Annotated in this window: 21 protein-coding genes; 9 read left to right on the top strand and 12 right to left on the bottom strand. The window is 62.0% G+C overall.

What is annotated here, in order from left to right:
• Positions 1-2: 2 nt before the first annotated feature.
• Entirely contained in the window at positions 3-1,496 is a 1,494-nt protein-coding gene (locus tag AD659_RS26975) for a YifB family Mg chelatase-like AAA ATPase (RefSeq protein ID WP_053126512.1), read from the bottom strand.
• A 254-nt stretch (positions 1,497-1,750) separates the two neighbouring features.
• Here AD659_RS26975 and AD659_RS26970 point away from each other — a divergent pair, with 254 nt between their 5' ends.
• Entirely contained in the window at positions 1,751-3,028 is a 1,278-nt protein-coding gene (locus AD659_RS26970; protein WP_053126511.1) for a sensor histidine kinase, read from the top strand.
• A 19-nt stretch (positions 3,029-3,047) separates the two neighbouring features.
• Here AD659_RS26970 and AD659_RS26965 read toward each other — a convergent pair whose 3' ends face one another.
• Positions 3,048-3,308, bottom strand: coding sequence for an accessory factor UbiK family protein (locus AD659_RS26965; RefSeq protein WP_053126510.1), 261 nt, complete (start codon positions 3,306-3,308; stop codon positions 3,048-3,050).
• Positions 3,309-3,722: 414 nt separating this feature from the next.
• Between AD659_RS26965 and glnK the strand changes: the two genes are divergently transcribed.
• The 4 genes from glnK (at position 3,723) to sutA (ending at position 6,492) form a co-directional block, all read left to right on the top strand.
• Positions 3,723-4,061 (top strand): P-II family nitrogen regulator, encoded by a 339-nt coding sequence (glnK, locus tag AD659_RS26960; protein ID WP_002555808.1) that lies wholly within the window; start codon positions 3,723-3,725, stop codon positions 4,059-4,061.
• Positions 4,062-4,094: 33 nt separating this feature from the next.
• The gene (locus tag AD659_RS26955) at positions 4,095-5,429 is read left to right on the top strand and encodes an ammonium transporter (protein WP_053126509.1); all 1,335 of its coding nucleotides are present in this window, start codon (positions 4,095-4,097) and stop codon (positions 5,427-5,429) included.
• A 211-nt stretch (positions 5,430-5,640) separates the two neighbouring features.
• The gene (locus AD659_RS26950) at positions 5,641-6,066 is read left to right on the top strand and encodes a secondary thiamine-phosphate synthase enzyme YjbQ (RefSeq protein WP_053127118.1); all 426 of its coding nucleotides are present in this window, start codon (positions 5,641-5,643) and stop codon (positions 6,064-6,066) included.
• A gap of 102 nt (positions 6,067-6,168) precedes the next feature.
• Positions 6,169-6,492 carry a transcriptional regulator SutA gene (gene sutA, locus AD659_RS26945; RefSeq protein ID WP_053126507.1) on the top strand — a complete coding sequence of 108 codons (324 nt, stop codon included), beginning with the start codon at positions 6,169-6,171 and terminating at the stop codon, positions 6,490-6,492.
• Between the two features lie 487 nt (positions 6,493-6,979).
• Here the strand turns inward: sutA and AD659_RS26940 are convergent, their stop codons facing one another.
• From AD659_RS26940 to lptM, 6 genes are read right to left on the bottom strand one after another with little or no spacing between them, the layout of a single operon-like run.
• A complete protein-coding gene (locus AD659_RS26940; protein WP_053126505.1) occupies positions 6,980-7,684 on the bottom strand; it encodes an HAD family hydrolase in 705 nt (234 codons plus the stop codon).
• Complete coding sequence (gene xerC, locus AD659_RS26935; RefSeq protein WP_053126503.1) at positions 7,681-8,580, bottom strand: tyrosine recombinase XerC; 900 nt, start codon at positions 8,578-8,580, stop codon at positions 7,681-7,683. Before xerC ends, AD659_RS26940 begins: the two co-directional genes overlap by 4 nt.
• 2 nt (positions 8,581-8,582) lie before the next feature.
• Positions 8,583-9,305 (bottom strand): DUF484 family protein, encoded by a 723-nt coding sequence (locus AD659_RS26930; RefSeq protein WP_053126501.1) that lies wholly within the window; start codon positions 9,303-9,305, stop codon positions 8,583-8,585.
• A gap of 13 nt (positions 9,306-9,318) precedes the next feature.
• Positions 9,319-10,149 (bottom strand): diaminopimelate epimerase, encoded by an 831-nt coding sequence (gene dapF / locus AD659_RS26925; protein WP_053126499.1) that lies wholly within the window; start codon positions 10,147-10,149, stop codon positions 9,319-9,321.
• A 4-nt stretch (positions 10,150-10,153) separates the two neighbouring features.
• The gene (gene lysA, locus AD659_RS26920) at positions 10,154-11,401 is read right to left on the bottom strand and encodes a diaminopimelate decarboxylase (RefSeq protein ID WP_053126497.1); all 1,248 of its coding nucleotides are present in this window, start codon (positions 11,399-11,401) and stop codon (positions 10,154-10,156) included.
• Positions 11,402-11,410: 9 nt separating this feature from the next.
• Positions 11,411-11,581, bottom strand: a complete 171-nt coding sequence (gene lptM, locus AD659_RS29630) for an LPS translocon maturation chaperone LptM (RefSeq protein WP_041024539.1) — start codon at positions 11,579-11,581, stop codon at positions 11,411-11,413.
• 184 nt (positions 11,582-11,765) lie between these two features.
• Here lptM and cyaY point away from each other — a divergent pair, with 184 nt between their 5' ends.
• From cyaY to rnk, 3 genes are all read left to right on the top strand, one after another.
• The gene (gene cyaY / locus AD659_RS26915) at positions 11,766-12,098 is read left to right on the top strand and encodes an iron donor protein CyaY (protein WP_053126496.1); all 333 of its coding nucleotides are present in this window, start codon (positions 11,766-11,768) and stop codon (positions 12,096-12,098) included.
• A 4-nt stretch (positions 12,099-12,102) separates the two neighbouring features.
• Complete coding sequence (locus tag AD659_RS29620) at positions 12,103-12,318, top strand: DUF1289 domain-containing protein (protein WP_082343619.1); 216 nt, start codon at positions 12,103-12,105, stop codon at positions 12,316-12,318.
• 250 nt (positions 12,319-12,568) lie between these two features.
• Complete coding sequence (rnk, locus tag AD659_RS26905) at positions 12,569-12,979, top strand: nucleoside diphosphate kinase regulator (RefSeq protein ID WP_053126492.1); 411 nt, start codon at positions 12,569-12,571, stop codon at positions 12,977-12,979.
• Between the two features lie 13 nt (positions 12,980-12,992).
• Here rnk and AD659_RS26900 read toward each other — a convergent pair whose 3' ends face one another.
• The 3 genes from AD659_RS26900 to AD659_RS26890 form a co-directional block, all read right to left on the bottom strand.
• The gene (locus AD659_RS26900) at positions 12,993-15,833 is read right to left on the bottom strand and encodes a class I adenylate cyclase (protein ID WP_053126490.1); all 2,841 of its coding nucleotides are present in this window, start codon (positions 15,831-15,833) and stop codon (positions 12,993-12,995) included.
• 168 nt (positions 15,834-16,001) lie between these two features.
• Entirely contained in the window at positions 16,002-16,250 is a 249-nt protein-coding gene (locus AD659_RS26895) for a TIGR02647 family protein (RefSeq protein WP_053126488.1), read from the bottom strand.
• Positions 16,251-16,522: 272 nt separating this feature from the next.
• Positions 16,523-16,807, bottom strand: coding sequence for a hypothetical protein (locus AD659_RS26890; protein WP_053126486.1), 285 nt, complete (start codon positions 16,805-16,807; stop codon positions 16,523-16,525).
• Between the two features lie 124 nt (positions 16,808-16,931).
• Between AD659_RS26890 and AD659_RS26885 the strand changes: the two genes are divergently transcribed.
• On the top strand, positions 16,932-17,591 hold the full coding sequence (locus AD659_RS26885; RefSeq protein WP_053126484.1) for a glutathione S-transferase family protein: 660 nt from the start codon (positions 16,932-16,934) through the stop codon (positions 17,589-17,591).
• 128 nt (positions 17,592-17,719) lie between these two features.
• Here the strand turns inward: AD659_RS26885 and argH are convergent, their stop codons facing one another.
• Positions 17,720-19,114 (bottom strand): argininosuccinate lyase, encoded by a 1,395-nt coding sequence (gene argH, locus AD659_RS26880; protein WP_053126482.1) that lies wholly within the window; start codon positions 19,112-19,114, stop codon positions 17,720-17,722.
• Positions 19,115-19,209: the final 95 nt, after the last annotated feature.

The raw sequence follows: 19,209 nt of genomic DNA, 5'->3' as shown, positions 1-19,209 counted from the left end.
GTTCAAGCCGTAGCCGGCCGATATTGCAACGCTTCGGCCAAGTGCTCGCGACGAATGCTCCCCGCTTGCTCCAGGTCCGCCAGTGTCCGGGCGACCTTGAGCAAGCGGTGGGCGGCACGCAACGACAGGGTCAGCCGCTCGCAAGCGGTTTCCAGCCAGGTTTCATCGGTTGTGGATAACTTGCAATGCCGGCGTAACCCCGGCAGATCGAGGAAGGCGTTGGCGCAGCCCTGGCGGTCGTGCTGGCGTTCCCGGGCTTCGGCGACGCGCTCGGCGAGCGTGGCCGTATCGTCCCCGGATTCGCGCTTGGGGTTCAACGCCGTGGCTTCCCGGGCGACGGTCAGGTGCAGGTCGATGCGGTCCAGCAGTGGGCCGGAGAGTTTGTTGCGGTAGCGCTGCACCATGTCCGGTGTACAGGCGCAGCGGCCACTGGGTTCGCCAAGATATCCACAGGGGCAGGGATTCATCGCCGCCACCAATTGGAAACGCGCCGGGAAGCGCACGCGGTCTCGGGCGCGAGACACCACGATGTGCCCGGACTCCAGCGGTTCTCTCAAGACCTCCAACACCTTGCGGTCGAATTCCGGCAACTCATCCAGAAACAGCACGCCGTGGTGGGCGAGGGTGATCTCCCCTGGCTGTGGTTTTGACCCGCCACCCACCAGTGCCGGGCCGGAAGCCGAGTGGTGTGGCTGGCGAAACGGACGTTGCGGCCAATGGCTCAACGGCACGCAACTGGCTACCGACTGGATGGCCGCGACCTCCAAGGCTTCGCTCTCGGCCAGTGGCGGCAGCAGCCCTGGCAAACGGCTCGCCAGCAGGGTCTTGCCGGTGCCTGGTGGCCCGCTGAACAACAGGTTATGAGCCCCCGCCGCGGCAATCAGCAACGCCCGCTTGGCCCCGGCCTGGCCTTGTACTTCATTCAGGTCGGGGTAGGGCTTGCTGGCCGAGAGCAGGCCATTGGACACGAACGGCTCGACCGGCGTGTGGCCGTTGAAATGCGCCACCGCTTCGAGCAAATGATCCACGGCGATCACCTTCAGCCCCGAGGCCAGGCAGGCTTCCTCGGCATTGGCCCGTGGCACCACCAGCATGCGCCCGGCCTTGCGTGCCGCCAGCGCCGCGGGCAACACCCCTCGCACCGGGCGCACCGCGCCGGACAAGGCCAGTTCACCGAGGCACTCCACGTCGTCCAGCGTCAGGGTCGGCACCTGCACACTGGCCGACAGGATCCCCAAGGCGATGGCGAGGTCGAAGCGGCCGCCGTCCTTCGGCAGGTCCGCCGGCGCCAGGTTCAAGGTGATGCGCCGCGCCGGAAAGCTCAGCCCCGAATTGATGATCGCGCTGCGCACCCGATCCTTGCTTTCCTTTACCGCGGCTTCCGGCAGGCCAACCATCGTCAGCGACGGCAAGCCATTGGCCAGGTGGACTTCAACGGTAACGGCAGGAGCCTCGACCCCTACTTGGGCGCGGCTGTGGACAATGGCGAGCGACATGAATCGTTCCTTGAGTGAATGGGACACCGCGTCCTGCGGCTCCTGAAGGTTAGTCGTGGGGATGAACTTGGGTGAGGCGATTGAAGGGGGAAAATTTGGCAGGATGTTTCGAGGGGAAGTGACAGCCGAAGGACGGCCAATACCCTATCGCTCAGCCCGTGCCGACGCGAAATATCCGGCCGCCACCCCTCTGCTAGACTCGATTTTGCCCAGTCGGCACTTGGCGGTATCAACGGCACAGCGAGGAAGTAGCCATGAACGATCTGCTGGCTCTGTTAACCGACAAGCGCTTCATGCCCCACGGGCATTGCTATATGTGGCGTCCGGATCTGCTGTGGACCAATGTGATCGCCGACGGCTTGATCACCTTGTCCTACGTCACCATCCCCTTCACCCTCCTGTACTTTATCCACAAGCGCAAGGACGTGCCGTTCGACTGGATGCTGGCGGCCTTTGGCGTGTTTATCCTGGCCTGCGGGACCAGTCACGTGATGGAAATCCTGACCATCTGGCAGCCGTATTACTGGCTGTCGGCGCTGGTCAAGGTGATCACCGCGATTGCCTCGGTGATTACCGCCATCCTCCTGGTCCGGCTGGTGCCGGCGGCCCTGAAGATCCCCAGTCCGCAGCAACTGGCCAAGGTCAACGACGAGTTGCGCGAGGCGCAGGCCGAACTGGTGACCACTGCGCGCCGGGCCGGCATGGCGGAGATCGCTACCAATGTGTTGCACAACGTGGGCAATGTGCTCAACAGCGTCAACGTGTCAGCCCAGGTCCTTTACGAAAAGGTGCACACCTCCAAGGGACCCGGGGTGGCCAAGGTCGTCCAGTTGATGAAGGAGCACCCCGATGACCTCGGCGACTTCATCAGCAGCGATCCGAAAGGCCGCGCGTTACCCGACTATCTCGACAAGCTGGCCGACGCGCTGGCCGTCGAGCAGCAGGGCATGATCGCCGAGTTGGCGCAGTTGGCCCGTCGGATCGACCACATCAAGGAAATCGTCGCCACCCAGCAGTCCTATGCCGGCAACGCCAGCGTACTGGAGCCGGGCTCGTTGCGAGCGCTGCTTGAGGATGTCGTGCGCATTTGCGATGTGTCCCTGGCCCGCCACCACATCACCCTGATCAAGGAATTCAGCGATATCCCGCAAATGCCGCTGGATAAGCACCGAGTGCTGCAGATACTGGTCAATCTCATCAACAACGCCAAGCAGGCACTGGACGCGGGTACGAACCGGCCGCCGCGGATCGTCCTGCGTCTGAAGGTCGTTGACGAGGAGCGCGTGCAGGTCGAGATCGAGGACAACGGCGAGGGAATTGCGCAGGACAATCTTGCGCGGGTGTTCGAGCATGGCTTCACCACGCGCGTCGACGGCCACGGTTTTGGGCTGCACAGCTGCATCCTGGCTGCGCACGAGATGGGTGGCGACCTGACCGTGCAGAGCGCCGGGCCGGGCCGCGGCGCGCTGTTTATCCTGGAGCTGCCGCTGGTAATGACTCCGGACCCGTCTCAACACGCTGCGAGTGGTTGAGTGGCCCGTAGGGGGTTGCTTATTCCTGTGCCGGAGCCAGTCGCGCTTCCAATTCCGCGACCTTGGCCTCCAGGCTTTCCAGCCGTGCCCGGGTCCGGGCCAGCACGACCATCTGGCTGTCGAATTCTTCCCGGCTGACCAGGTCCAGCTTGCTGAAGCCGCTTTGCAGCAAAGCCTTGAACTGGCTTTCTATTTCGCTTTTGGGCAGCGGCGTGTCGCCACTCAAGAGGCGGGAGGCATGGCCACTCAGGGCGTCGAGGAGGTCTTTGGGCGCAAGCATGGGCAGTGTCCTGAAAACAATGGCGGGCAGTGTACCACGCACTGTCTATAGTCAATTCGCACGCCAGGGATGCACGCTTTTCGCGCATGGGGCCGGGCGGCGCTGCACTGTTGTTGTGCGTATCGCTGCGGTTGGTGGTGCGGTGCAGGTCGAGCAGGTGGCTAAGAGACTGAAATCAGAGGGTTTGGGTGCAGATGGCAAGGTTTCTGCTTAGAGGCTGATGACCCATGCACTGATGCAGTCGCTGTGACGAATGCAGTGCAGCAGGCGGAGCGGGGAGTTCCGTCAGGATCGGTTAACTGGCACCTGTCGGGCAACTTGGGCCGACGACGCGTTACAAAGCCAGGCACTGCGCTTAGACTTGAGTCGGGTTTGTTTTCCTGGGGCAAGTCCACCAATTCGGGAGAAAGTTTCATGAAGCTAGTCACTGCCATCATCAAGCCGTTCAAGTTGGACGACGTGCGCGAGTCGTTGTCCGAGATCGGCGTGCAGGGCATTACCGTTACTGAGGTCAAAGGCTTCGGTCGGCAGAAAGGTCACACCGAGCTGTATCGCGGCGCGGAATATGTGGTCGATTTCCTGCCCAAGGTGAAGATCGATGTCGCCATTGACGACAAGGATCTTGACCGGGTGATCGAGGCAATCACCAAGGCCGCCAACACCGGCAAGATCGGTGACGGGAAGATCTTTGTGGTCAATCTGGAACAGGCTATCCGCATCCGTACCGGCGAAACCGATACCGACGCCATCTAAGCCGCCAAACCCAACGCCCCAGGAGAAAACAATATGACTCTGCGTAAATTCGCAGGGCTAGGAGCCCTGTTGTCCTTCGCAATGCCTGGCCTGGCCATGGCAGAAGAAGCGGCAGCCCCTGTCCTGAACTCCGGCGACACCGCCTGGATGCTCACGGCCACGATTCTTGTACTGTTCATGACCATTCCCGGCCTGGCACTGTTCTACGGTGGCATGGTCCGGTCGAAAAACCTTCTTTCCGTGATGATGCAGTGCTTTGCCATTACCGGTCTGATCAGCGTCCTGTGGGTCATCTATGGCTACAGCATCGCGTTCGACACCACCGGCATGGAGCAGGGCGTCGTCAACTTCAACTCCTTCGTCGGTGGCCTGGGCAAGGCGTTCCTGGCAGGCGTCACGCCAGCCAGCCTGACCGGCCCGGCGGCGCTGTTCCCTGAAGCGGTGTTCATCACCTTCCAGATGACCTTCGCCATCATCACCCCGGCCCTGATCGTCGGTGCATTTGCCGAGCGGATGAAGTTCTCCGCCATGCTGATCTTCATGGGCGTGTGGTTCACCCTGGTGTATGCACCGATTGCGCACATGGTCTGGTCCGGCAACGGCGGCCTGCTGTGGGACTGGGGCGTGCTGGACTTCGCTGGCGGCACCGTGGTGCATATCAACGCCGGTATCGCCGGCCTGGTGGCGTGCCTGGTATTGGGCAAGCGCAAAGGCTTCCCGACCACGCCAATGGCGCCGCATAACCTGGGTTACACCCTGATGGGCGCGGCCATGCTGTGGGTCGGCTGGTTCGGCTTCAACGCTGGTTCCGCGGTTGCCGCCAACGGCACTGCCGGCATGGCGATGCTGGTGACCCAGATCGCGACCGCGGCGGCGGCGCTGGGCTGGATGTTTGCCGAGTGGATCACCCACGGCAAGCCAAGCGCACTGGGCATTGCCTCGGGCGTGGTGGCCGGCCTGGTTGCAATCACCCCGGCTGCCGGCACCGTGGGCCCGATGGGCGCCCTGGTCATCGGCCTGGCGGCGGGCGTGGTGTGCTTCTTCTGCGCGACCACCCTCAAGCGCAAGCTTGGCTATGACGACTCCCTGGACGCCTTTGGCGTGCATGGCATCGGCGGTATCCTCGGCGCGATCCTGACCGGTGTGTTCGCCGCACCGGCCCTGGGTGGCTTCGGCACCGTGACCGATATCGGCGCGCAAGTGTGGATTCAATTCAAGGGCGTGGGTTTCACGGTGGTCTACACCGCGATCGTCACCTTCATCATCCTCAAGGTGCTGGATGCCGTCATGGGTCTGCGCGTCACCGAGGAAGAAGAAGCCGTGGGCCTGGACCTGGCCCAGCACAACGAGCGTGGCTACAACCTGTAAATACACGCAATAAAAAATGCCCGGTTCGCCGGGCATTTTTTTGTCTGGAATTTGTCATTGCTCACAGGGTGAGCGGTTTTTCCGACGCCTTTTGTTGTGGATGCGACATGGGTTTTTATACCGCCAAAGGCTTACATCGAAGCAAGAATATTAGGGCCTTTGTTTTTTCCCAGAGCGCGCTAGAATGCGCGCCGAACGTGCGGAGATCTGTATGTGGCAACAGACGCTGATAACCCTGCGGGCGAGGTCCCGGGGCTTTCATCTGGTGACGGACGAGTTGCTGGCCGGCCTGCCTGAACTCCAGGCCTGTCGTGTCGGTCTGTTGCATCTGTGGCTGCAGCATACCTCGGCCTCGTTGACCATCAACGAGAACGCCGATCCGGCGGTACGTCGAGACTTCGAACGATTTTTCAACCGGCTGATCCCACAAGGAACCGCCGGTTATGAGCACAACGACGAAGGCCTGGACGACCTCCCGGCGCACTTCAAGGCCAGCGTGCTCGGTTGCCAGCTCAGCCTGCCGGTGACGGCGGGACGGCTGGCATTGGGAACCTGGCAAGGTGTTTATCTGGGCGAGCACCGTGATCATGGCGGTGCTCGTAAAGTCCTCGCCACCTTGTACGGTGAAGGGGCATAACCGCTGATTGCCGGCGGATGTTGAATTTTTTCTGGCAGCCTTCGAACAGATGGCGAAGCTGGGCTATAACTAATCTGCTTTTCGCAAGTCATGAGGTAGAACATGAGCGACGATGATCTGGAAAACGACGACCTCGAAGTAGGCGACGAAGACGAGACCGAAGAAGGCCTTGAAGCGGTGGCTGAAGACGTTGCCGAAGACGATGGCGCCGATGTTCCGGCACCTACCGCCAAAGGCAAGGCAAAAGCGGCTGTGTCGGTCGACGAGTTGCCGAGCGTAGAGGCCAAGAACAAGGAGCGTGATGCGCTCGCCAAGGCCATGGAGGAATTCCTGGCCAGAGGCGGTAAGGTGCAGGAAGTGGAGGCCAACGTGGTCGCTGATCCGCCCAAGAAACCTGACAACAAGTACGGCAGCCGCCCTATCTGAGTACTGGCTTCTTGCTTGCTGAAAAAGCCCGCCGTCGCTGCGGGCTTTTTCATGGGTGCGATTCTGTTCCAGGCCCGGCGCAATCCCTGTGGGAGCGGGCTTGCTCGCGAAAGCGGTGTATCAGTCAACTCATTTGTCGAGTATGAAACCGTCTTCGCGAGCAAGCCCGCTCCCACAGGGGGGGTGTGTTGGGCGGGGGGCTTCGGTGCACCACAGATCCAGGGTGGGAGCGAGCTTGCTCGCGATGGCTTTTGCCCAGGCAACCCAATTCCGGTGGCGAGGGAGCTTGCTCCCGCTCGGCTGCGCAGCAGTCGCAAAACCAGGCAACACGGTTAGCCTGGAAGAATGCCGGGGCCTGCTTCGCAGGCCAGCGGGAGCAAGCTCCCTCGCCACGAATCGGATTGAGGCTCAGGTAGAGGGCGGGTGGTGATCGCCTTCGCAAGCAGGCTAGCTCCCACCAAAAGTTTTGGCGGCTGCGAAGCAGGGTTCAGCGCTGGCTATGCCACCCTGCCAACAACCCCGGCAGTTCGGTCAGGCTACGGATCTCTGCGTCGGGGGCGTGATCGGCGTTCCAGGGCTTGCCTGTGGGGTTGAACCACACCGCGCGCAGGCCGGCCTGTTGGGCGCCGGCGATGTCGTCGCCCGGGTGGTCGCCGATGTGCACGGCGGTCTGCGCCGTGGCGCCGCCGCGTTGCAGGGCTTCGTGGAACAGCCGGGCGTCGGGCTTGGCGATGCCGATGTCTTCGGCGCACAAGGCGAACTTGAAGTAGTCCGCCAGCCCCAGGCGTCGCACATCGGCGTTGCCATTGGTGACCACGCCGAGGGCGAAATGATTGGCCAGCACTTCCAAGGTGGGCTGCACTTCGGGAAAGATGTCCAGTTGATGACGGGCGTGCAGGAACGTCTCGAAGGCCTGGTCGGCCAGCTCGGACGCCTGCCACTGGTCGTAGCCGGCCTCCTGCAAGGCGCGGAACAGCACCCGTCGGCGCAGCGCACTGATGCGATGCTTCAAGTTGGGTTCTTCGCGCAACACCTGCTCGCGAATCGAAAAAAGATGCTCCACCGGCAAGCCGCCCAAGTTCGGTGCGTTGTCGGTCAGCCATTGGCGGAGTACGGCTTCGGCGCTGGCGATCACCGGGGCGGTGTCCCACAGGGTATCGTCCAGGTCGAAAGTGATGAGTTCGATGGTCATGATTCGTCGCCCTTGATGCGTTTGGCCCTGGGGTGGGCACTGTCATAGACCGATGCCAGGTGCTGGAAGTCCAGGTGGGTGTAGATCTGTGTGGTTTTGATGTCCGAGTGGCCCAGCAGCTCTTGAACGGCGCGCAGGTCCTGGGAGGATTCCAGCAGGTGGCTGGCGAAGGAATGCCTGAGCATGTGTGGGTGCAGGTTCTGTCCCAGCTCGCGCTCGCCGGCGGCCTTGACCCGCAATTGGATCGCCCGCGGGCCGAGGCGCCGACCGCGTTGGCTGATGAATACCGCGTCGTCGGCAGGGTTGGCCAGCGCTCGCAGGGGAAGCCACTGCTCCAGGGCTTCACGGGCCTTGCGGCCGACGGGCAGCAGGCGGGTCTTGCTGCCCTTGCCGAGTACCTGGACCATGCCATTGGCCAGGTCCAGTTGATCCAGGTTAAGCCCCGTCAGCTCTGAAAGCCGCAGGCCGGAAGAATAGAACAGTTCGAGAATCGCCTGGTCGCGCCGGGCCAGGAAATCATCCTCGACGGCGCCTTCAAGCAATTGCAGGGCACGGTCGGTGTCGAGGGTCTTGGGCAATCGGCGCTCGCCCTTGGGGGGAGCCAGGCCGGTGGCCGGGTCGTGATCGCACAGGCCTTCGCGATTGAGGTAGTGATACAGGCCGCGCACCGCTGACAACAGGCGGGCCAGGCTGCGGGACGACTGCCCCTGTTGATGCAGGCGGGCGATCAGGCTGCGCAAGCGCTGGATATCCAGGGCCGACCAGCTGCCGATATTCTGCTTCTGGCACCAGCCCAGTACTTTTTCCAGGTCGCGGCGATAGGCCGACAACGTATGGGGCGACACCTGGCGCTCACTGCGCAGGTGTTCGCAGTAGGCGTCCAGTTGCCGTTCCATCATCAGCGTACCGGGCGCAGCGAACCGGCGACCCTTGGCAGCACCCGGCCGGTGACTTCGGCGATGTAGCTCAGGAACAGCGTACCCACCGAACTCTTGTAGTGCTGCGGATCACGGCTGGCGATGGCCAGCACGCCGTGAACGCCTTGGTGGGCGATGGCGACAACGGCCGTGGAGCCGATCTGCTTGCGCTGTTCTTCACCAAACAGGAAGTCCAGCTCATGCTCGCGCAGGCTGCCGCTGACGCTTTTGTCTTCCGTGAGCAAGCCACCGATGGCGGTCTGCGCTTCGGCGTGGGTCACCCAGCGGCCCACCGGCATGGCGTTATCGCCGAACAGGATCAGGCTGACGAAGGGCACCTGGAAGTCCTGGCGCAGGCTGTCTTCGACGCTCATGACCAGGTCTTCGAGGGTGCTGGCGTCCATCAAGGCCAGGATCAACCGACGGGTCTTGTCGAAGAGACGGTCGTTGTCCCGGGCCACGTCCATCAGGTGCGAAAGCCGATGGCGCATTTCGATGTTGCGCTCACGCAGGATTTTCATCTGGTGCTCCACCAGCGACACGGTGTCGCCGCGTCGGTGGGGGATGCGCATCGTCGCAAGCAGTTCTTCATGCTCGACGAAGAAGTCCGGATGAGCCTCCAGGTACGCAGCCACGGCCGCCGTTTCTGGAAGGCTGGGGGATTCGTCGGGCTGTGGGGCTGGAACCTGTGGCTGATCGGTCATGGGTTGGGCTCACTCAAAGACGAACTTGTCCTTCGTATACGCGTACTGCCGGGCCGGTCATCATCACCGGTTGGCCAGGGCCTGCCCATTCGATGGACAAGCGCCCGCCGGGCAGGTCGATCAACAATGGCGAATCCATCCACCCCTGGCTGATCGCAGCGACGGCGGCCGCACAGGCGCCGGTACCGCAGGCCTGGGTTTCCCCGGCGCCGCGTTCCCAGACGCGCAATTGTGCGCGGTGGCGGTCGATGACTTGCAGGAAGCCGACGTTCACCCGCGCGGGGAAGCGCGGATGGTGCTCGATCTTCGGCCCCAGCTCATGCACTGGGGCACTGTTGATATCGGTCACTTGCAGCACCGCATGGGGGTTGCCCATGGAGACTGCGGCCAGTTCCACCGTGGTGCCGTCGACGTCCACCTGATAGCTCAAGGCCTGGGCCGGTGCCTGGAACGGGATGTCCGCCGGTACCAGGCGCGGAGCGCCCATGTTCACGCCGATCTGGCCGTCGCTGCGCACATCCAGTTCGATGATGCCGCTCTTGGTCTCGACGCGGATCTGCCGCTTGGCGGTCAGGCGCTTGTCCAGCACGAAGCGGGCGAAGCAGCGCGCACCGTTGCCGCATTGCTCCACTTCCGAACCGTCGGCATTGAAGATCCGATAGCGGAAATCCACGTCCGGGTTGTTCGGCGCCTCGACGATCAGCAACTGGTCGAAACCGATGCCGGTGTGGCGGTCGCCCCATTGCTTGGCATGCTTGGGCTGGATGTGCGCGTGCTGGCTGACCAGGTCGAGGACCATGAAGTCATTGCCCAGGCCGTGCATCTTGGTAAAACGCAGCAGCATGGTTTTACTCCGGCAGCAGGCTTTCGCCGGCAAACAACTCGGCTACCGTCTCGCGGCGACGCACTTCGAATGCCTGATCACCGTCCACCAGCACCTCGGCGCAGCGGCCGCGGGTGTTGTAGTTGGAACTCATGACAAACCCGTAGGCACCGGCCGAATGCACGGCCAGCAGGTCGCCTTCTTCCAGCGCCAGCTCCCGGCCTTTTGCCAGGAAGTCACCGGTTTCGCAGATCGGCCCTACGATGTCGTAGTGACGGGCCGCGGTGTCGCGAGGGCGCACGGCGGTGACGTCCATCCAGGCCTGGTACAGCGCCGGGCGGATCAGGTCGTTCATGGCCGCATCGACGATGGCGAAATCCTTGTGCTCGGTGTGCTTGAGGTATTCGACCTGGGTCAGCAGCACGCCGGCGTTGGCGACGATGTAGCGGCCGGGCTCGAACATCAGCGCCAGGTCGCGGCCGTCGAGGCGTTCGCGCACGGCCTTGATGTAGTCGGCCACCAGCGGCGGCTCTTCATCGCGATAACGTACGCCGACACCGCCACCCAGGTCGATGTGGCGCAGGTAGATGCCGCAGTCGCCGAGGCGGTCGACCAGTGCCAGCAGGCGATCGAGGGCATCGATGAACGGTTCGAGGGTGGTCAGCTGCGAGCCGATGTGGCAATCGACACCCAGTACTTCCAGGTTCGGCAGTTGGGCGGCGCGCACGTACACGTCTTCGGCGTCGGCAATGGCGATGCCGAACTTGTTTTCCTTCAGACCGGTGGAAATGTACGGGTGGGTGCCAGCGTCGACGTCCGGGTTCACCCGCAGGGAAACCGGCGCGCGGACGCCCAGCTCGGCGGCGACGATCTGCAGGCGCTCGAGTTCATCGGTGGATTCGATGTTGAAGCAGTGCACGCCGACTTCCAGGGCACGGCGCATGTCTTCACGGGTCTTGCCGACGCCGGAGAACACAATCTTGTCGGCGCTGCCGCCAGCGGCCAGCACTCGCTCGAGCTCGCCGCCGGAGACGATGTCGAAACCGGCGCCCAGGCGCGCCAGGACATTGAGCACACCCAGGTTCGAGTTGGCTTTCACCGCGAAACACACCAGGTGCGGCATGCCCTCGAGTGCATCGGCGAACGTGCGGTACTGGGCTTCGATGTGGGCACGGGAATAGACGTAGGTCGGCGTGCCGAAACGTTCGGCGATCGCGGACAGGGCAACCCCTTCCGCGAACAGCTCCCCGCCACGGTAGTTAAAAGCGTCCATGGCGTTCCCTTAGTAAGTGGTGTGGGTGTCGTGCGAGTGTGACTTGGATTGCGACGACTTGGCCTGTTCTTCAGGGGACTTGCTGTCATCAGGCAGGTACAGCGGACCTTTTTGACCACAGGCTGTCACGAGGCAGGCAACCGCGACGAGCGCAGCAAGGGAAGAGATCAGGCGCTTCATGGCGAAATCCTTGAAAATGCGTTAATTGCGCCGGAGTATACCGGCCACCCGTCAGCTTGCCTATGCAACGGGGCGCCCGTCCGGCGGCACTGGGGTCGTCAGTCGGTATATCCTTTGCAATCGCCGGGAAGCGTCCGTATCTTGCGGCGCTTGAGCATGAGCAGACATTTTCGAGGTTGCCGCAATGAGTTTGACTGAAGCCCGTTTCCACGATCTGGTCGATGCGACCCAGCAAACGCTGGAGGATGTGTTCGATGACAGTGGCCTGGACATTGACCTGGAAATCTCTGCCGGTGTACTCACCGTCAGGTTCGAAAACGGTACCCAGTTGATTTTCAGCCGCCAGGAGCCGTTGCGGCAGTTGTGGCTGGCGGCGGTCTCCGGTGGCTTTCATTTCGACTATGACGCGGAAAGCGAGCGCTGGATGTGTGACAAGAGCGAAGAGCAATTGGGCGAGATGCTCGAGCGCATCGTCAAGCAGCAGGCCGGTGTGGAATTCGATTTCGAAGGCCTGTGACCCCGTGAGCCAGTCCGCCTCGCCACGGCCGCCCAAGCCGCTCTACAGCAACGTCAGCCCCGCCGTACCGTCGCCGTGCACCGGCGTGTGCAAGCTGGATGAACAGCGGGTCTGCCTCGGATGTTTGCGCCATGTGGAAGATATCCGCGAATGGCGCTCGGCCGACGATGAGCGCCGGCGGGGCATCTGTGCCGAGGCGCTCAAGCGCAGATCCCCGTAGGAGCTGCCGAAGGCTGCGATCTTTTGATCTTGATCTTGAGGCTTTCGCTTAAGACTCAATTGTCTGGGTCAAGATCGCAGCCTCGTTACACTCGTCAGCTCCTACAGGCAAGATCGCAGCCTCGTTGCACTCGTCAGCTCCTACTGATAGTGTCCGGCTACGCCTCAATTCGCCGAGGCCCGTGAAAACCCCGCCTTTTTGTGGCGGGGTTTTGCTTTTTTTGTGCAGAAGAAAGGAGTCTGCCTCGATCATGACCGCACCTTCCATCACCCTTACCCGCCTGGACGTACAGCGTCTGGAACGCCTGATCGACAGTCTTGATGAAACGCTGCCGGGCGTGATTGCGTTGCAAACCGAACTGGATCGCGCCGAGAACGTGGTGGGCCACGATGAAGTGCCTGCCGATGTCGTGACCATGAACTCGCGTGTGCATTGCCGCGAAGAAAGCAGCGGCAAGGACTATCACCTGACGTTGGTTTACCCTCAGGACGCCAAGGCCGACGAAGGCCGGATCTCGATCCTGGCGCCGGTGGGCAGTGCCTTGCTGGGCCTGAAGGTCGGCCAGCACATCGACTGGCCGGCCCCGGGTGGCAAGACGTTGAAGCTGACCTTGCTGGACGTCGAATACCAGCCCGAAGCCGGTGGCGATTTCCACCTCTGAGTGCCTGGGCGCGTCAGACCAGGGCCAGCGCTTCGTTCAGGGCGCGTTCCAGGTCGGCCTTGTAGCGCAGGTACAAGTTGGTTGAGCAGGCGCCGTCGCCCACCAGCCCCGAGAGGTCCAGGTCGGTGATGTAGCAGCGATAGCGCTGGGCTTCGCGGCGCTGTTCGACGATCTCCCTGGCGACCACGCGGAACAGTTGGTCGCCATGTTCCAGTTCGGAAAACTCCTGCTGATCGCAGTACAGGGTGACGTGCACCTGCCCGTGTGCCGCTTTGCCGATGATTGCCTGCACGTCATAGAACGGCTTGTTGACCGGTGTCTGCGGGGCTTGCCGCGCTTCGATCCGCCGTGCCCGGCCGCCTGAAGGCAGCAACTGGTAGTACAGGGTTTCCAGGCTCAGCGGTTGGGCGGCATCCAACGGCAGCAGGGCGTCGCGGCGGTACAGCACCGATTGCAGAAAGCGCTGTAACGGTACCAGCAGGCTTTGTTCGTCGTGATACGGCACGTGTTGTTGCCACAGTGCGTTGAATTCATCGAGCACGTACAGATCCGCTTCGTCCTCGTTGGTCCGGTAGAACACCTGGATGCACTCGGGCTGCCCCATGGGCAGGATCAGCGCCAGGTCGTGGTCTTCCAGGGCCATCGGGTCCAGGTGCAGGGGGCTGTAGGCCGTCAGTTCCTCGCCCAGGTAATCCATCAGCGCCGACAAGCTGCCCAGGGCCACGTGATTGACCTGGCCGGGCACCAATTCCAGCACGTGATAATGCTGCTGGACCTGGAGCAGGTAGCGGTGATTGAGCCTGCTCAACAGCAGCGTCTGCGCCGTTTCGATGACTTCTTCGACACGCCGCGCAATGAATTGGGCGCGGTTGTGGCAGAAGCAGCGCACCTGCAGGCGTGGCTGGCGCTGGGTGACGGGCAGGTCGTTGAGGTAATCGCGCAGGCAATCGAGCAGGGCGTGTTCGCCGTCAAAGCGGTTGACCAGCACTTCATTCCAACTGTTGAGCGTAACCTGGTCGAGGGTCAGCACCAGGTTCTCCCGGACTCCGGCATAGCTCAGGGAGTCGGTACGCTCGGTGGTCATCAGGATATTCAAGTCGCGGTGGTGCTTGAGCGGGTCGACGCCGACGTTCACCAGGATCAACACTTCGCTGGGCACGCTGGCCCGCAGCAACTGCGCTTCGTCCACCGTGACCAGGGGCAGGGCGATGGACTGCTGCAGGCTGCCCAGCAGGTTGAACAGCTCGAACTCGCTCAGGTCGCTGTCACCGGGGTGCAGCGCCAGGCGCGTGCTGCTGTCGATCACGCCGTTGCGATGGCACCAGGTCAACAGCTCCAGCAACTCGCGGCAGCGCTTGATTGGCGCGAAGTTCTCCCACTCCAGGGCGTTGAGGCTGCCGTTGTACAGGCCCCACTGGTTCTGCCCGGGTTCTTTCTTGTTGGGCGACTGGACCAGCGTCAAGGTGTCTTCGGCCAGGTCCGGCGCGATGCCGGGGTTGATGAACTCGACCTTGTCGGCCTTGCGCTCGAAGGCGGCGTACAACCGCCGACCCAGCACGTTGAGATCGCGCTTGTTGATCAGGCTGACGGTTTTCTCGGTGCGGGCGAACTGGGTCAGGAAGCGGTAGCTGTGGGTGAGTTCGTTGACCAGCGCGCGCCGCTCGTGGCTGACCTGGCGGACTTTCCACTGGCTGCGGCTGTCCAGCAACGCCAGCTGACGCTGGTCCCAGCCCCATTCCCGGGCCAGTCGTTCAAGCAGCACCCTTTGCCAGCCACTGCTGCGCCCCTGGCCGGTGAGTTTGCGATTGACCTTCAGGTACAGCGCGCGGCGGATCAACTCCAGGCGTTCGGGTTCGCCACGGGCATTGAGGTATTCCTCGATGCGGCGGTAAACCAGCATGTACGGGTCCAGTTCTTCCAGGTCCAGGCGATTGGCGAACACCGCCTGTTTGAAACGCAGGCTCAGGCAGCGCACGTTCGGGTGTTCGCTGGCATAGACCTCGGTCAGCAGCAGCTTGAGCACGGACTTGTAGGGCGATTCGATGCCCTTGAACAGTTGCCAGAGCCCGGCGCCGACGAATTCGCCCGGCGGAATGTAGGCCAGATGCCCCAGGTCCAGGGTTTCATCTGCACGAATGAAACGCTTGGACATCAGCGTGTGGGTGTACTGCTCGTAATTCTCTTCTTCATAGACCGGCACCAGCCACCAGATCGGCGTGCGCCCGGCCAGCCAGATCGCCGTGCGGTAGAACTCGTCCAGCAACAGATAGTGCTGAGTGGTGCCGCAATCGTCGGAACTGAGCTGGTTGTCCCGCTCGCCCCGCACGAAACGCGCCGGGTCGATCAGGAAAAAGTGCGCTTCGGCGCCCTGGGTCGCGGCCCAGATCTCCAACAGTTGGCATTTCTTGCGCAGCTCGGCCAGTTCATCGTCGCTCAGGTCCGGCCCGTGGCACACCCACACGTCCATGTCGCTCTGGTCGGCCTGGGCCAGGGTGCCGAGGCTGCCCATCAGGTACAGGCCCAGGATCGGGCGCGGTGGGTTGCTGCCGTGCCGGGGCTTGTAGGAAAAAGAACGGGTCAGGCGCTGGGCTTCGGCCAGCACATTGGCGTCAGGCTCGTAGTTCGACAGCCCGGCGGGTGTGCTGCCGGAGACGTAGCCGGGCAGCAGCGGATGGTTGACGTGAAAAAACAGCGGCAGCAGCGTCAGTACGCCCTGCTGGCGGGGCGACAGGCCTTCGAGGGCGCGCTCCATCCGCACGGTGTTGAGCTTGAGAAAACGCGCGCGCAACTGGCTCAGCACCTTGCGGTCGATTCCCTCGTCCAGATCGGGGCGTATTTCGTGATTGCGGGTCATGTCAGCTCAAACCGGCTCGCGGCGTCGAACGTGGGGTGATGGCAGGTTAGCGCCCGGTCTTGGGAATACTTAAGCTGAAAACAGGATTTTGAGGCTGGTTTTTTACGCAGGGTGCCAGTGCGCCTGCGGAAATCCCGTAGAGGAGATTTCCGTGGGCGGCAGGAGGGATCAGGCGGCTTCTTGTTGAACGCTGAGTATCGTCAGGACGGTTTGTACATTTTGGGCGGCATCCCGTCCCAGGCTGGTCAGGTAACCACCGTCGGGCTGGGTGATCAGGTCTTTTTCGAACAAGCGTTGGGCAGCGGCAATCGCTTTAGGGGCGGCGGTCTGATGAATTTTCAGGCCTTCCTGGGAACTGTCCAGGTTGAAGAGTGCAAGGATTTCCAGTTCGGCAACCAACTCAGGGGTAAGCGACATAAGGACTCCAGACTTTCTAGGAATTTTGGTCGACAGCGTCACTAAGGTGAGCGCACTCGGCCGAGCTGTCCAGTGTCAGTGTCATGCTTTTTTTGTTTAAAGCGATTTTCTGTGGCCCGCAGAAGCAGCGTTGGAGCTATGTAGGAGCTGACGAGTGCAACGAGGCTGCGATCTTGTCCCAGACAATTGAGTCGAGAGCGAAAGATCAAGATCAAAAGATCGCAGCCTTCGGCAGCTCCTACAGGGCGCAGCCGAGCGGGAGCAAGAGCCGTTCAGTTCTTTTCCGGCGGCAACTCAGGCAAGGCGCGCAAGGCGGCTTCGTACCACTCGGTATTGAATGGGCGGTCTTCTTCCAGGATCGCGTCGATTTCCACTGCCAGCACATGGGCCATCAGGTTCAGAATTTCTTCGCGTTCATAACCCACCAGGGTCAATTTATTGAAAACGGCCTTGGCCGCTGGCGGGTTGTCACTTTCGATCTGGTTTTCAATCGCCTCGATCAGCGTTTTCTCGGCGAACTCTTCGTCGTCAATTTCGATATCGGTTGGCTCGCTCATGGCAGGCTCCTGTAAGAAAGGTCGCCAGTTTACCTGCATTCAGCGGCGTGATGCGCCTGGCAAGAACTGCCCCGACGGTCTATAACGCAAGGCTGCCCACCCCGCACGGCCTGGAGGCTTTGTAATGCTCAAGCTTTATGGTTTCTCTGTCAGTAATTATTACAACATGGTCAAGCTGGCATTGTTGGAGAAGGGCGTGCCCTTCGAAGAGGTGCAGTTCTTTGGCAATCAGACCCCGGAAGCCCTGGCCATCAGCCCACGCGGCAAGGTGCCGGTGCTGAAGACCGAGCAGGGTTTTATCAACGAGACCAGCATCATCCTCGAATACATCGAGCAAACCCAACCGGGTAAGGCCCTGCTGCCAGCCGACCCGTTCGAGCGCGCCCAGGTACTGGCTTTGTGCCGGGAAATCGAGCTGTACATCGAACTGCCGGGGCGGGCCTGCTATGGCGAGGCGTTTTTCGGCATGCCGGTGGCCGATGCCATCAAGGAGAAGTCCAAGGCCGAATTGCTGCTGGGATTCGCCTCGCTCGGTCGACACGGCAAGTTCTCGCCTTACGTGGCGGGCGACAGCTTGAGTCTTGCGGACCTGTATTTCTATTACAGCCTTTCGCTGGCTTTGCAGGTGGGCAAGAAGATCTTCGATATTGATTTGCTGGCGGACATGCCAGCGGCCAAGGCGTTGATGGAGCGGTTGGGGCAGAACCCGAACGTGCAGCGGATCGCTGCGGACAGGGAGGCAGAGATGCCGGCGTTTTTGGCGATGATTGCTGCCAAGAAGTAAGCTTTTTGCTGCTTTGAAGGACGCTATCGCGAGCAAGCTCGCTCCCACATTTGATTTCCATGTTCACAGAATATGTGTTCACTGAAGATCCACTGTGGGAGCGAGCTTGCTCGCGATGCTTTTGGCTTTTAGCGGTTGGCGATCAGCGCCTGGCCACGCACCACGGCTGCCTTGACCTGTGCCGGCGCGGTGCCGCCGATGTGGTCGCGGGCATTGACCGAGCCTTCGAGGGTCAGCACGGCAAACACGTCCTGCTCGATCTGGTCGCTGAACTGGCGCAGTTCGTCCAGGCTCATTTCCGCCAGGTCCTTGCCGGTGTCTACGCCGTATTTCACGGCATGGCCGACGATCTCATGGCAATCGCGGAACGGCAGGCCGCGGCGTACCAGGTAGTCGGCCAGGTCGGTGGCGGTGGAGAAACCGCGCAGGGCCGCTTCGCGCATTACCGCGTGCTTGGGCTTGATGGCCGGGATCATGTCGGCGAAGGCCCGCAGCGAATCGCGCAAGGTGTCGGCGGCGTCGAACAGCGGTTCCTTGTCTTCCTGGTTGTCCTTGTTGTAGGCCAGCGGCTGGCCTTTCATCAGGGTCAGCAGGCCCATCAGTGCGCCGAACACCCGGCCACTCTTGCCGCGCACCAGTTCCGGCACGTCGGGGTTTTTCTTTTGCGGCATGATCGAGCTGCCGGTGCAGAAGCGGTCAGGCAAATCGATGAATTGGAATTGTGCGCTGGTCCACAGCACCAGCTCTTCGGAGAAGCGTGACAGGTGCATCATCGCGATGCTCGCGGCGGCGCAGAATTCGATGGCGAAATCGCGGTCCGAGACATTATCCAGCGAGTTGCCGCCGACGGCGTCGAAGCCCAGCAACTGCGCGGTGTATTCACGATCGATCGGGTACGTGGTGCCGGCCAGCGCGGCGCTGCCCAAGGGCATGCGGTTGGTGCGCTTGCGGCAGTCCACCAGACGCTCGTAATCGCGGCTGAGCATTTCGAACCAGGCCAGCATGTGATGCCCAAACGTTACAGGTTGAGCGGTTTGCAGGTGCGTGAAGCCCGGCATGATGCTCTCGGCCTCGCGCTCGGCTTGCTCCAGCAGGCCTTTTTGCAGGCGCGTGATTTCGGCCAGGATCAGGTCGATTTCATCCCGCAGCCACAGGCGGATGTCGGTGGCGACCTGGTCGTTGCGGCTGCGGCCGGTGTGCAGTTTCTTGCCGGTCACGCCAATGCGGTCGGTCAGGCGGGCTTCGATGTTCATGTGCACGTCTTCAAGGTCGACGCGCCAGTCGAACTGGCCGGCCTCGATTTCAGTCTCGATGGTCTTCAGGCCGTCGATGATGCTGTCGCGCTCGGCATCGGTCAGCACGCCGACCTTGGCCAGCATGGTGGCGTGGGCGATCGAACCCATGATGTCGTGGCGATACAGGCGCTGGTCAAAATTGACGGAGGCGGTGAAGCGGGCGACGAAGGCGTCGACGGGTTCACTGAAGCGGCCGCCCCAGGACTGATTGGTCTTGTCAGTGCTCATGAATTCGCTCGTGATCGGCTGTGGAGAAAGTAGCGGTTAAAGGCTGCGGCGGATGATAGCAGGGTTGCCGGGACTGGCGCTGGCACTGGTCGGCA

Origin of the sequence: Pseudomonas thivervalensis, from assembly GCF_001269655.1 — a bacterium.
GTDB classification, from domain to species: domain Bacteria; phylum Pseudomonadota; class Gammaproteobacteria; order Pseudomonadales; family Pseudomonadaceae; genus Aquipseudomonas; species Aquipseudomonas thivervalensis.
The sequence above is the reverse complement of the archived record's forward strand: the minus strand, read 5'-3'. Positions and strand labels throughout refer to the sequence as shown.

Excerpts from the sequence above, each read along its gene's own strand:
- AD659_RS26900 (WP_053126490.1), bottom strand. The coding sequence starts at position 15,833 with ATGACCCGCAATCACGAAATACGCCCCGATCTGGACGAGGGAATCGAC.
- sutA (WP_053126507.1), top strand. The coding sequence starts at position 6,169 with ATGAGCGACGATGATCTGGAAAACGACGACCTCGAAGTAGGCGACGAA.
- AD659_RS26895 (WP_053126488.1), bottom strand. The coding sequence starts at position 16,250 with ATGTCGCTTACCCCTGAGTTGGTTGCCGAACTGGAAATCCTTGCACTC.
- lptM (WP_041024539.1), bottom strand. The coding sequence starts at position 11,581 with ATGAAGCGCCTGATCTCTTCCCTTGCTGCGCTCGTCGCGGTTGCCTGC.
- AD659_RS26885 (WP_053126484.1), top strand. The coding sequence starts at position 16,932 with ATGCTCAAGCTTTATGGTTTCTCTGTCAGTAATTATTACAACATGGTC.
- AD659_RS26940 (WP_053126505.1), bottom strand. The coding sequence starts at position 7,684 with ATGACCATCGAACTCATCACTTTCGACCTGGACGATACCCTGTGGGAC.
- lysA (WP_053126497.1), bottom strand. The coding sequence starts at position 11,401 with ATGGACGCTTTTAACTACCGTGGCGGGGAGCTGTTCGCGGAAGGGGTT.
- AD659_RS26890 (WP_053126486.1), bottom strand. The coding sequence starts at position 16,807 with ATGAGCGAGCCAACCGATATCGAAATTGACGACGAAGAGTTCGCCGAG.
- dapF (WP_053126499.1), bottom strand. The coding sequence starts at position 10,149 with ATGCTGCTGCGTTTTACCAAGATGCACGGCCTGGGCAATGACTTCATG.
- AD659_RS26965 (WP_053126510.1), bottom strand. The coding sequence starts at position 3,308 with ATGCTTGCGCCCAAAGACCTCCTCGACGCCCTGAGTGGCCATGCCTCC.
- cyaY (WP_053126496.1), top strand. The coding sequence starts at position 11,766 with ATGAGTTTGACTGAAGCCCGTTTCCACGATCTGGTCGATGCGACCCAG.
- xerC (WP_053126503.1), bottom strand. The coding sequence starts at position 8,580 with ATGGAACGGCAACTGGACGCCTACTGCGAACACCTGCGCAGTGAGCGC.
- rnk (WP_053126492.1), top strand. The coding sequence starts at position 12,569 with ATGACCGCACCTTCCATCACCCTTACCCGCCTGGACGTACAGCGTCTG.
- AD659_RS26950 (WP_053127118.1), top strand. The coding sequence starts at position 5,641 with ATGTGGCAACAGACGCTGATAACCCTGCGGGCGAGGTCCCGGGGCTTT.
- AD659_RS26975 (WP_053126512.1), bottom strand. The coding sequence starts at position 1,496 with ATGTCGCTCGCCATTGTCCACAGCCGCGCCCAAGTAGGGGTCGAGGCT.
- glnK (WP_002555808.1), top strand. The coding sequence starts at position 3,723 with ATGAAGCTAGTCACTGCCATCATCAAGCCGTTCAAGTTGGACGACGTG.
- AD659_RS26955 (WP_053126509.1), top strand. The coding sequence starts at position 4,095 with ATGACTCTGCGTAAATTCGCAGGGCTAGGAGCCCTGTTGTCCTTCGCA.
- argH (WP_053126482.1), bottom strand. The coding sequence starts at position 19,114 with ATGAGCACTGACAAGACCAATCAGTCCTGGGGCGGCCGCTTCAGTGAA.
- AD659_RS26970 (WP_053126511.1), top strand. The coding sequence starts at position 1,751 with ATGAACGATCTGCTGGCTCTGTTAACCGACAAGCGCTTCATGCCCCAC.
- AD659_RS26930 (WP_053126501.1), bottom strand. The coding sequence starts at position 9,305 with ATGACCGATCAGCCACAGGTTCCAGCCCCACAGCCCGACGAATCCCCC.